The sequence below is a fragment of the Paenibacillus rigui genome (assembly GCF_002234615.1).
Taxonomy (GTDB): domain Bacteria; phylum Bacillota; class Bacilli; order Paenibacillales; family NBRC-103111; genus Paenibacillus_S; species Paenibacillus_S rigui.
The window spans coordinates 142,883-153,777 of record NZ_NMQW01000013.1 but is presented as its reverse complement, the minus strand read 5'-3'; the positions used below and the strand labels follow the sequence as shown (position 1 = coordinate 153,777).

Annotated in this window: 11 protein-coding genes; 6 read left to right on the top strand and 5 right to left on the bottom strand. The window is 51.9% G+C overall.

The annotated features are described in order from the left end of the window. Window positions 1–71 precede the first annotated feature (71 nt). The 4 genes from CF651_RS09405 to CF651_RS09390 all read left to right on the top strand — a co-directional run bounded on the left by CF651_RS09405 (window position 72) and on the right by CF651_RS09390 (window position 2,234). Window positions 72–590, top strand: a complete 519-nt coding sequence (locus CF651_RS09405) for a phage tail protein (RefSeq protein ID WP_094014601.1) — start codon at window positions 72–74, stop codon at window positions 588–590. Window positions 591–620: 30 nt separating this feature from the next. Continuing rightward, entirely contained in the window at window positions 621–1,118 is a 498-nt protein-coding gene (locus CF651_RS09400; RefSeq protein ID WP_094014600.1) for a phage tail protein, read from the top strand. Between the two features lie 22 nt (window positions 1,119–1,140). Then, entirely contained in the window at window positions 1,141–1,665 is a 525-nt protein-coding gene (locus tag CF651_RS09395) for a phage tail protein (RefSeq protein ID WP_094014599.1), read from the top strand. A 182-nt stretch (window positions 1,666–1,847) separates the two neighbouring features. Continuing rightward, window positions 1,848–2,234, top strand: a complete 387-nt coding sequence (locus CF651_RS09390; RefSeq protein WP_094014598.1) for a hypothetical protein — start codon at window positions 1,848–1,850, stop codon at window positions 2,232–2,234. 4 nt (window positions 2,235–2,238) lie between these two features. Here the strand turns inward: CF651_RS09390 and CF651_RS09385 are convergent, their stop codons facing one another. Next, on the bottom strand, window positions 2,239–2,889 hold the full coding sequence (locus CF651_RS09385) for a DUF1796 family putative cysteine peptidase (protein ID WP_094014597.1): 651 nt from the start codon (window positions 2,887–2,889) through the stop codon (window positions 2,239–2,241). A 120-nt stretch (window positions 2,890–3,009) separates the two neighbouring features. On the opposite strand from CF651_RS09385, the gene CF651_RS09380 reads away from it, so the two are divergent. Then, complete coding sequence (locus tag CF651_RS09380; protein ID WP_094014596.1) at window positions 3,010–3,780, top strand: FkbM family methyltransferase; 771 nt, start codon at window positions 3,010–3,012, stop codon at window positions 3,778–3,780. Between the two features lie 161 nt (window positions 3,781–3,941). Then, a complete protein-coding gene (locus CF651_RS09375; RefSeq protein ID WP_094014595.1) occupies window positions 3,942–5,177 on the top strand; it encodes an MFS transporter in 1,236 nt (411 codons plus the stop codon). Here the strand turns inward: CF651_RS09375 and CF651_RS09370 are convergent. Genes CF651_RS09370 through CF651_RS09355 form a run of 4 tightly spaced genes read right to left on the bottom strand, consistent with a single transcriptional unit; the run spans window position 5,130 to window position 10,845 of the window. After that, window positions 5,130–6,527, bottom strand: a complete 1,398-nt coding sequence (locus CF651_RS09370) for a glycosyltransferase (protein ID WP_245855806.1) — start codon at window positions 6,525–6,527, stop codon at window positions 5,130–5,132. The genes CF651_RS09375 and CF651_RS09370 overlap by 48 nt on opposite strands. Window positions 6,528–6,562: 35 nt before the next feature. Next, on the bottom strand, window positions 6,563–8,725 hold the full coding sequence (locus CF651_RS09365; RefSeq protein ID WP_245855818.1) for a glycosyltransferase: 2,163 nt from the start codon (window positions 8,723–8,725) through the stop codon (window positions 6,563–6,565). Between the two features lie 54 nt (window positions 8,726–8,779). Continuing rightward, window positions 8,780–9,733: a GDP-mannose 4,6-dehydratase gene (locus CF651_RS09360; protein WP_094014594.1), complete on the bottom strand. Its 954-nt coding sequence runs from the start codon at window positions 9,731–9,733 to the stop codon at window positions 8,780–8,782. 2 nt (window positions 9,734–9,735) lie between these two features. After that, window positions 9,736–10,845 carry a mannose-1-phosphate guanylyltransferase gene (locus tag CF651_RS09355; RefSeq protein ID WP_094014655.1) on the bottom strand — a complete coding sequence of 370 codons (1,110 nt, stop codon included), beginning with the start codon at window positions 10,843–10,845 and terminating at the stop codon, window positions 9,736–9,738. Window positions 10,846–10,895: the final 50 nt, after the last annotated feature.

Sequence of the window (10,895 nt, the reverse complement as noted above, 5' to 3'; positions counted from 1 at the left end):
TATTATTTCCTGAATTAATCGATTGTTGTTAAGCTTCAATGGTATGGAAGAGAAAAGAGAGGAGCAAGCACATGAGTGATCAGTATGTAGGAGAAATTCGCATGTTTTCCGGCAGCTACCCTCCAGTCGGATGGGTGTTGTGCAATGGGCAATTGCTTTCGATCAGCGAGTATGAAGCTTTGTTTACCTTAATCGGAACGACATACGGGGGAGATGGCCAGACGAACTTTGCCGTACCGGATTTGCGGGGAAGAATTCCGGTGCATATGGGGACGAATTACATGACAGGCTCAAGCTACCTGCTTGGGCAAATGGCAGGTTCGGAAACTGTGACTTTACTGGAAGGTCAACTGCCTGCCCATACACATTTGCCCAACGCTTCCAGTGTTCCAGGGACCCAATCCAATCCGGCCAATGCATTTTGGGCTACCAGTGATAAAAATCAGTATTCGGATGCCGCTCCCAATACGACGATGAATCCCTCGATTATAGGTTCCGCAGGGGGCAGTCAACCGCATGACAACATGATGCCTTTCTCAACACTTACGTTTATTATGGCAGTAGAGGGGATATATCCCACTCAAGGATAAATTTTAAATAATGGGTAAGGGGGATTATTTATGGCAGAACCTTTTCTTGGGGAAATTCGTTTATTTCCTATAAACTTTGCTCCGAAGGGCTGGATACCGTGCAACGGACAGCTGTTGGCAATCCAACAAAACCAGGCGCTGTTTTCGATTCTTGGAATTACATATGGCGGTGACGGGCGCGTGACCTTTGCCGTTCCTAATCTGCAAGGGAGAACCCCGGTTCAAGTATCTCCGACGACACCGCTTGGTCAGATGGCGGGAGAGGAGTCCCATACGTTAACTATCAACGAGATGCCGCAGCATACGCATCAGGTGGTCGGTGGTTCAAATTCGACCGCCGCAACTCCTACCGGCAATGTATGGGGGACGTCGACCAGCGTCACGCCCTATGAAGCAACGGCGAACACTACGATGTCCGCGAATGCGGTGGCTGCTGCAGGGAGCAGTCAACCTCATGGAAATATGCAGCCTTACACAGTATTGAATTTCTGTATCGCGGTAACGGGAGTTTATCCGCCCAGAAACTAATCTCAAACAAAGGAATGATATCATGGACCCGTATGTTGGAGAGATTCGATTGTTTTCAGGAAACTTTGCCCCGATCGGCTGGGCGCTATGCGACGGACATCTTCTGCCAATTCAATCGTACACAGCTTTATTTTCCGTCATTGGAGCTACCTATGGGGGAGATGGCAAAACGAATTTTGCTGTTCCTGATTTAAGAGGGCGTGCACCGATGCATTGGGGGAACGGACCGGGACTAACGCCTCGTACCTACAGTGAAACAGGGGGCGAAGCGGACGTAACTTTGTTGGAAAACGAAATTCCGTATCATACCCATACAGCAAATGCGCAGACCGCATCGGATCAAGTGACTCCAGCCGCAACCGTATGGGCAAATGCAGGCGCACCCGGACGCGGCGGCTTTGCATTCTATACCTCTACGCCAGATACGCCGATGAACCCTTTGGCGCTTTCCGCAGCAGGGGGATCTCAACCGCATAACAATATGCAGCCCTATACGGTGTTGACCTTCATTATAGCTTTGCAAGGGGTCTATCCTCCTAAGCAGTAGCATGTTTTGCAAACTCAAAAACCTTGATGGACATCCATTTCGGATGAAGCCTTCAAGGTTTTTTTGTTGTGTTCAATGACATTTTCAAGGGATGGTTCATAAAATGATTAACGACTCATGTTGGCATCAAGACAGAATAGGCAATAGAGAACGTTGCATTTTATAAAAAGCGGGTGAGCAGCATGCTGAAGTATATTAGCGGAAGGCAATATCCTGTCGTCCCTCCCGTCCAGTTGGGAGCGCAGGAGCACGTGGTCACTTCATTCTCCATCCCAGGTGTTGCTGCGGAGGATCGAATATTGCTTGAGATGGAGCTATGCTGGGAAAAGAGGAAAGGTGCCGATCTAGGTCGTATGGAAATTGTGCTGCATCAGGGGTCCCCCTTCGGTCCGGTGCTGTACAGCTCCGATGAAACGTGCTATTCCACTACGACGACTTTATTGGAATACGAGGAAACCGGTGTGTCGGTGCCGGAGCCTCTGTATTATGTGAGTGTTTGCTCAACCACGCACACGGCCTTATTGACCGGTCCCCTGTTCATTAAGTGTCAAGTTTTCTCAGAGGAGTAGGGTGTCAGGGAGTGGGACGATACGCGTGGCTGTTGTAGTGAATGCCTGTAAAGATGCCCATCCAATGCGCATTGTTTCCTTCCAGAAGGTCCGCAACCCAAGGAAGCGAAAGAGAACATACTTTTTCCAAAGGCCAATGATTTTCGACCACATTGACTAGACCAGGCTGATGATTCACAAGCAGGATGTGAAAATCATGCTTCACCATGCCGGATAAAATCGACTGCAGCTCGCGTGTTTCCTCAAAGCTTCCCCCGACGCGAACGAACAAAATACGCCGTGACGTTTGCAGCTTATCGAAAAAACGTTGAATGCGGCGATGCATCTTTTGCTTCACTTCCGGATAGCTCGATAAATGGGCGGCGTTGTTTCGAATGAGTGGAAAATCATGAACAACCGTCACTTCATACTTTTTGTCCAGAACAAGCAGGAAATCTCCTGAAGGTCCAAGCGGGATGAGATGATGGGGATCCAGGAAGTCCTCAAACCGGTTTTTCAGCAGCATATTGACGTGGGGCAGACTTTGGGAGTCCATCCAGTCAAGAACGCCGGCATACGGACGAATATTATTTTTCTCCAGCTGAATGGAAGGCAGGCAGTTATTGCCAAGCGAAAAAATAGCGTCATAGGTTCCCTTTAATTCTGAAAGATGCACAATAATCACTCCTATAGGGACGAAATGTCATATAACAATAAATGCACCTTATCGATTAATGGTATAGACGGTTGAAGCAGATAAGATAAAAATAGATACGGAAGAAAGAGAGCGTGTGAGATGAAAAATATTACGATGCGGTTGCCTTTTACACCGAGAGTTTTTGCAATGTTCTCCAATAAGGAAGATCAGATTTTGGCTGGAATCGAGCACAATCAGGGCTATTATGAGCCGCATATTATGAATTTTTTGGCCCGTCATTTGACCAAACCGGATGCGGTCTGCCTGGATATCGGGGCAAATATCGGCGCCATAGCGTTGGCGATGGGCATTTTGGCACCGCAGGGGAGGGTGTATGCTTTCGAGCCGTCGTCCTTCAGCTTTCCGTTTCTGGTGCAAAATATTCGGATCAATGCTTTGCCCAATATCACTCCGGTGCAGCGGGGGGTATACGATGATAATATCGAGATGGCCTTCACCTACGTGGATTTTGGGAGCGCCTGGTCCCATATCACGACACCTCATGCGAATAATGGGGTGCAGGAAGTGATTCAGTGTGTGAAAATCGATGATTGGGTGCGGCAAGAGGGACTGGACCGACTCGACCTGATTAAGCTGGATGTTGAAGGTGCCGAGATTCATGCGCTCAACGGAGCGAGGGAAACGATTCAAAGGTTCCGGCCGGATTTGATCGTTGAATTTAATCCGAAGGCGTACCAGAGCATTTTCAATGAGGACCCGGCGAAGCTGTACCGGCTGCTGGAGGAGCTGTTTCCTAAGATATCGGTCATCGACTTCAACGATGCGGTGATTCCCGTCCAAAGCTATGAGCAGCTGATGGCATTTTATCAGGACGGCCGTGAGGTATCCGATTTGTTCTGTACGTTCTAAACAGGGCATCAGGCGGGAGCTGTATAGCAGTTGGAACCCCTGGTCGTCGGGGCTTGCACAGACTGGCTGCAGGCCGGACGCAGGGGTTCAAATTCCTATTGACGGGGGCTTGAAACGGGAATAAGATTACCTTATTCCACGACAAGGGCGGATGAAACCCAGTGCAGGTAACGAGCCAAATCAAGCGTTTGCTGTTGATGAACGCGTCTTCCATGATTATTTTTAACTACATCGGTATTTTCGTTAATTTGTATATTTGGGAGAAAAGCCGAAGTATTTTTGATGTGACCTGGTTCAATTTAATCATGTTTTTGACCTGGAGCCTTGCGTTTGCTGTCGGCTCGAGGCTTTTGTCGCGCTTCTCGACGCGGCTGCTGATCCGTTCCACCGCCATTTGCGGAGGGATCACCTTCCTGCTGCTGTCTTTCCTGGAGCTGGATAATCGTCTGCTATGGATTGCCTGCATCGGGGTACCGATCGGGATCATGTGGGGGTTCTACGCCTCGGCGCAAAATATAACGCTTTGCGTTTTCGGCAAAGGCAAAGATTTTGAAGGTTATTTCTCGATTGCGAGTATTATCGGTCAAGTGGTATCCATCATTAATCCGATCGCGTTTGCTTTTATTATTAAGTGGATCGGCTATTCGGGGTCATTTCTGCTCATGTTTTTGTTTGTCACGATTTTGATGGCGGTTTCCTTCGTAACGCCGCCGATTACGCTGGCTGAAGTGAAAGAACCGCTTTTTCGCCGTATGCGCTTTCAGCAAGTATTTTCCTCCAGCGCTTTGAAATGGATGGTGCCCTCCTGCTTGTCCGCAGGCATATTTCTGCAGTTTCAAGGCTTGTTCGCTCTTATCTTTACGTTCTCCGTATCCGAGGATAAGCTCGTGATTGCCTTATTGAACGTGCTGTATGCGACCTCGACGATCGTTGCGATGATGCTGTACCGCCGGCTGAAGACGAGAGAGGGCGTTTGGCTGACGATCGGCATGCTGTTTATTTCCGCAGGCTTTCTGCTGCCCCTGCTGCCAAAGGCGCCCCTGCTGGTAGCCTCGAATATTTTAACGACGGTGGGGATGTTTTATTTCGGAACCGTCTGGAATACCAGACAGTTCCGGACGATCAGCAGACATTCGGCGATTGAGCAGGCGAGAATATTTGTTTGGCGGGAGTGGCTGTTGAACATTGCGAGAATCACGATGCTCGTGCTCATCCTGTTTGTAGAGGAATTGAAGGGCGCAGTCTTTGTCGGGTTGATTGCTTTTGCGCTGATCAATGCGCTGGTCATCCCTTGGTTCTCCCGCAAAGGCACCGAGGCGTTCGAGCAGGAGCAGGCGCAAGAGCAGGCTTCAAAATCCGAGCTGAGCGAGCCGCTCCCGAATTCTTTGCCCGGCTAACGGCGCAGAGAAATAGGTGTGAATCGTTTGCCTGCCGTTATCGGCCAACGTATTCCGCCAAACGGTATCCGTGAGCAGCCTCTTCATATAATAAGCCGCATGATCCAGATTCGGTTCCGCCCACAGCTGATAAGCCTGATAAGGACCGAGATCGGTACCGACATGTACGAGAGAGAAGTCGACCGTACAGGAGTTGGCAGGATTCATGAATTCTGTATTGCCGGACCAGTACGTTCCGATGACTGGCTTGCCGAGATACATGGCTTCCGCCAAGCCCAGGCCGAAGCCTTCCGAGCGATGAAGGGATACGAAGCATTGCACTGAATGGAGCAGTGCATTCATCTGCATCCGGCTGAGCACAGGCGTGATGATATGGCAATCCGGCCTTCCTCCTGTGAAAGCCCTCACCTGTTCAAGGTCCTGCTCGTGCGCATTATTAATCTTGATAACAAGTCCGACCTGATCGGGCTTCGGTTCAGGGAATGCCCTAAGGTACGCCTCGATGGCGGCCTTAGGGTTTTTGCGCTGCTGGAAGCTGTAAGAATCGTACATGGACAAAAATAAAAAGGGGGATCTCGGCAGCCCGAAGTATTCTCTTGGCAAGTCGACAGGAGGAGGCATCGAAATGCCGTGCGGTATTTTAACGACGCAGACGGGTGATTTTGGCAGCAGGCTTTCAAATACGTATTGGGAAGGAACCCAGATTTCCTGCAGCTGGGCAAAGCCGCCTAACTGCTCATCCGGGAAAATAGGCAGCTCCCAATGCCAGTAGCCAATGTTATATCGGTCCTCGAACAGCTCGCTGCCGAAGTGTGACCGAGCCATCGGCATCACATCCGCGTTCAGGTGAAAAATATTGACCGGGAACGGAGCTGCGCTCATCTCTTTATGCAGCCAGGTTGTATCCCAGCTGCGGGACAGACTGATGCCCGGCAGATCGATCATGCCGAAAGGAACGCCCGCGGCATCGAGCGCCGCAGCCGCCAGCCGGCTCGACTCGCCGACGCCAATCTCTGATCGGATGAGGCCGATCAGATTGACGCCCGTCGGCGCGAGCGCGCCGGCCCCGCCGCTTGCCCACGGCGACGGCGCAGGGCTTGCCGCCGGCCACGCGGCCGCCGGCGCTCCCGCAGCGGGCGCCTGCGGCGTCGGCCTCGCTGCTAGCCGGGGCCTGGACCGCGGCGGCGCGTCCGGGCTTTGGCGCCGATTGCGCCGCCGGCGGGTACGCAGCCGCGGCCGCGGCTTGGCGAGCGGCCCGCTGCGGGGCTTGCGCTCGCGCGCGAAGCGCAGCGGCGTACGGCTGCGCTTCTTGCTCCGTTTCGTCCTTGCAGCAGCAGTGCCATGGATCACCAGGATAACCCCCTTTTGTTGGCTAAGCTTCTCTCTTAAATATGAATCAACCGTTGTTTCATGTGATCTCCGCTGCGGCTCCAGGCCCAATTCGTCAAAATTTGCTGGGACGCATGCAGTCCTCGCGCCCGGGCAATGTCTTGATGCTCGTAAACGTATCGCATCAAAAACGATAAGTGATCCGTATCAGGCTCCGCCCACTGTAGGCCTTGGTAATACGTGCAGCGGGCTTCGGCAGGGACGAGTCCCTTGATGTGGAGCGGGTAGCCGGTATTTTCGTTCAAGAAATCCGTTTGCGCGCTCCAGGCCGTAGCGATGGTGGGCAGTCCGCAAGCCATGGCCTCCATGATCGGCATTCCCCAGCCTTCCCCACGGGTCGGCAGGACGAAGCAATCGGCGGAACGGTAAAGAGAGCCCATCGTTTCCGACGGAATTCGGTTGTTGTGCAGGATCAGAATTCGGGAGCTCATGGGCCCCAGATTCAGCTTGCGGATTTCCGTCGGCACATCAATGGAAGGGTCATGATTCGTAATTTTGCAAATCAGGAGCACATTATCGTGCAGGTTGAACGTTCGGGCAAACGTCCGCAGCAGAAGCTCGGGCGCTTTGCGTTCCCCCCATTCAAAGATCGACAAGAAGGTGAATCGGTCCGACATCCGGTGCGAGCGGATACCGGGATTGAAATACTGCGGATCAATGCCAAGCGGAATGACGTGGATCGGTACTCGAACGCCGCTTGCGCGGAACGTCGCTGCATTGAAATGCGAAGGGACCCATACCTCATTCATCAGGTTGCACTGCCTTACCCATTCTGCCGGAAGACCGTTCACCTCCAGCATCGTGAAGCCGATTTTGTACCGGCCGGTATTGCGGTAAAAGGCGTCGCCTTGTCCGTACACAATCTCGGCGTAACCCGGATGGAATTCGCGGTTGCGGAAAAACAGGATCCGCTGGTCGCTGTCGTCCGCCGATTCCTCCAACCCTATAGGTGTGCCGGGGCCATACAGATACCGGTAAGACACAAGCAACTTTTGCTGATCCAGCGAGAGCATCAAATTTTTGGCTGATTCTGCATAGCCATAGATCGGCAAGTTGACCGTGGATCGGAAATTGACTCCGTTTTCGTACTGGGCGCAAAGCGGCAGCTGCCACTTTTGCCTGAAAACCTCCTTGGATTTGTTGTACATATCCCAAAAGCTGACATTATTGACGCGAGTGGACGTGTTGTGGAAATGGGTCAGGTTGACCCGTCCGTCATAGACCACTTTAAAACCGGCCTGGATGGCGCTTAAGCAAAAGTCCGTATCCTCGAAATAGGAAAAAAATCGGGAGTCGAGCCCGCCTAAAGCGTTCAGCACTTCACGTTTAATATACGCGCAAGCAAAGACAATGCCCTGAACCTCGCGAATGAAGCTATATTGGTTTACATCGGTTTCCAATCCTCCGATTTGATGTCCCATCAGGTTATCCGGATAAATATACGTTCCGGCGTGGTGCAGCTTCCCGTCAACCCCGCACAGCCTGCAGCCGACGATGCCGATATTCGGCGCCTGATAGGCTGTTTCCTGAAGGAGATGGAGCCAGTTGCCCTGCTGAATAATCATATCGTTGTTCAGCAGCAGTACGTCGCTTGCCGGGTCACTATGCGCGAGAGCGATGTTATTGCCTGCGACAAAGCCGATATTATGATGTGAGGTTAGCAGCTTGATCCAAGGCAGGGTGCGTAAATACGCAACGGTTCCATCCGTGCTTCCGTTATCGAATACGATGACGTCCACGTTATTTCCAATGACCGTCGGCTTTAATGAATCCAGGCACAGCCTCGTATAGTCCAATCCGTTCCATGTAAGAAGGATGATGGTTACCTTTTTCCCGAACCGGGTAGGGGGCACATTTCCCTCAGGGCTCCGCTTCAGGGACGGTACCTCAAAGTGGCCGTACATCACTTCGGAAGCAGGCAAGCCGGCAGGATGATTGTGAATCCGCGGAGTAGCAGGCGCCTTAGCGACGGATCTTCGAAAAGGTCTGGTTCGGCCGGCATGTGCTGCCGAGTTTGCTTTCCTTCCTGCTCTGAACCCCTTGGCCCGGCGCTTCTTTTTGACAACAATGGACGTAGAGATCAGGCTTTTGCGGGACCTGGGCCGTTTTCTTTTGCTAGCCCGCCTGCTTCTTGCCAGGGTAAGGGCCCTCTTTTTCACCTGCTTCAACTCGGTTGCCTCCTAACTGAATGTGTTCGCTCTGCAGGCGTCTGTTTAAGGGAAAGAGCGCCAATAGTTGAGCAAATCCAGCATCGTCTTCTCAAAAGGAATTTCAGGCGTCCATCCGGTTGTCTGATGAAATCTGGAGTAATCTCCAAGCAATATTTCCACATCGGAAGGACGAAGTCTCGTCGGATCTTCTTTGATTTCAATTTGAACGTTGCTGTACGAGAGCAAGAGCTCCAGCATTTCCTTGATCGTGCAGCAGGAGCCCGAAGCAATGTTATAGCATTCACCGGGTTCGCCGTTTTGCAGTGCAAGCCAGTAGGCACGGACGACATCCCGGACATCGGTAAAGTCTCTTTTGGCCTCAAGATTCCCGACATAAATGATCGGCGCGCGCTTTCCCTTCTCGATATCGGCGATTTGCTTCGCAAAGTTCGATGTGACGAAATTTTCGCCCCGTCTTGGACCGGTATGGTTGAAGGTGCGGGTGCGGACCACGTGCAGTCCGAAGCTTTTGTAATATTGGTAGCCTAAGTAGTCCTGGGCCATCTTGCTGATGGCGTACGGACTTAACGGACGAAGCGGATTATCCTCCCGGATCGGCACCTCATCGGGCTCTACTTGACCGTACTCTTCACTGGAGCAGGCGATTTGGATGCGTGTGTCGAGCTGGAACCGGCGAACTGCCTCGAAAATATTGACCTGACCCGCTACATTGTTATGAATGGTGTCGATCGGCGAATTCCATGAGGTCGGAACGAAGCTTTGTGCCGCCAGATGAAAGATATAATCCGGCTTTTCTTCCCCGATTAAGGATTCTACCGAGAAGGGATCCCGCAGCTCGCATTCGATCAACCGTATGTCCTGCAGCAAATGCTCAATATGATTCATTCGGCTGCGGTGGCGAATAGTGCCCACAACCTCGATATTTTTCTTTAACAAAAACTCGGCCATATGACTTCCCACAAAACCGGAAATACCAGTAATTAATGCTTTCGCCACAGTTACACCTCTTTCGTCGGTTTGGTAATGCCGCTTGCGCTGAGCGCCTGCTTGATTAAATGCTCATCGGATTGATGGCAGACGAGCAGGCCGTCCTTCGTCGATACGATAATCAGATCCTGCACACCGATGATGATGGATTGTTTATCCGAATACACGATGTTGTTCTTCGCTTGGACCGTATGGATCGAGCCGTGAAGATGATTGCCATCGCGGTCGGGCTTTCCGAAGCGCTGCAGAGAGGACCAGGTACCGACATCATCCCAATCAAACTGGACGGGGATCGTATAGACATCTTCGGCTTTCTCGAGAATAGCGTAATCGACGGATAGCTTGGGCAGCAGCTTATAAACAGCCGCAAGATCGGTTGATTGCCGATTTTTGTGTCTCGTATTGGAGAGGGTTTGGGAGGGCTCTAAGGTTTCAACGGATGGCGCAGCGGCATCCATGGCATTGGTGAGTGCATGCCAAAGTGCCTCCTGATATTTCTTCATGTAAAAGGCAATCGTGGAGGGCCGCCATACGAAGATGCCGCTGTTCCAGTACATGGAACGACTTAACAGCAGCTTCCTGGCTGTCTCCAGAGAAGGCTTCTCTATAAAGCTGCGTACCGGGTATACGTTGCCGAATAGAGGGGTATCCGATGTGTGAATATAGCCGTAGCCCGTTTCAGGACGTGTGGGAACAATGCCTAAGGTGGCGATGGCAGGCACACGGGCAGCGGCCTCTACCGCTTCATTCACAGCATCGAACAGAGCTTGCCCGTCGGCAATGAATTGGTCGGACGGAGCCGTCACCAGCACATCGTCGATCCCTTGCTTCAGGAATGAAATGGCGGTAAAGGCAATGCAGGGACCCGTATCCCGCTGATCGGGCTCAACGAGGAGGCGATCTGCTGTGAGGTCAGGAAGCTGCTCATTCACAAGAGAAACGTAGCGCTGGGCGGTAACGACATAAATATTGTCCTTCGGGATGAATTGCGCAAAACGCCGATACGTTTGCTGAAGAAGCGATTCGGCATCCTGCATGGCAAGAAACTGCTTGGGCATCGCTGCTACGCTCCGGGGCCAGAACCGCGATCCCATTCCTCCGGCCATGATGACGATTTTCACGAAAAGCACCTCCTGCCGTTTCAAGCTGTACAGCATAGCTATAGGGTTGG

What these genes read in the sequence shown, in the direction of transcription:
- CF651_RS09395 (WP_094014599.1), top strand. Translation starts at nt 1,141, where the DNA reads ATGGACCCGTATGTTGGAGAGATTCGATTGTTTTCAGGAAACTTTGCC.
- CF651_RS09380 (WP_094014596.1), top strand. Translation starts at nt 3,010, where the DNA reads ATGAAAAATATTACGATGCGGTTGCCTTTTACACCGAGAGTTTTTGCA.
- CF651_RS09390 (WP_094014598.1), top strand. Translation starts at nt 1,848, where the DNA reads ATGCTGAAGTATATTAGCGGAAGGCAATATCCTGTCGTCCCTCCCGTC.
- CF651_RS09405 (WP_094014601.1), top strand. Translation starts at nt 72, where the DNA reads ATGAGTGATCAGTATGTAGGAGAAATTCGCATGTTTTCCGGCAGCTAC.
- CF651_RS09400 (WP_094014600.1), top strand. Translation starts at nt 621, where the DNA reads ATGGCAGAACCTTTTCTTGGGGAAATTCGTTTATTTCCTATAAACTTT.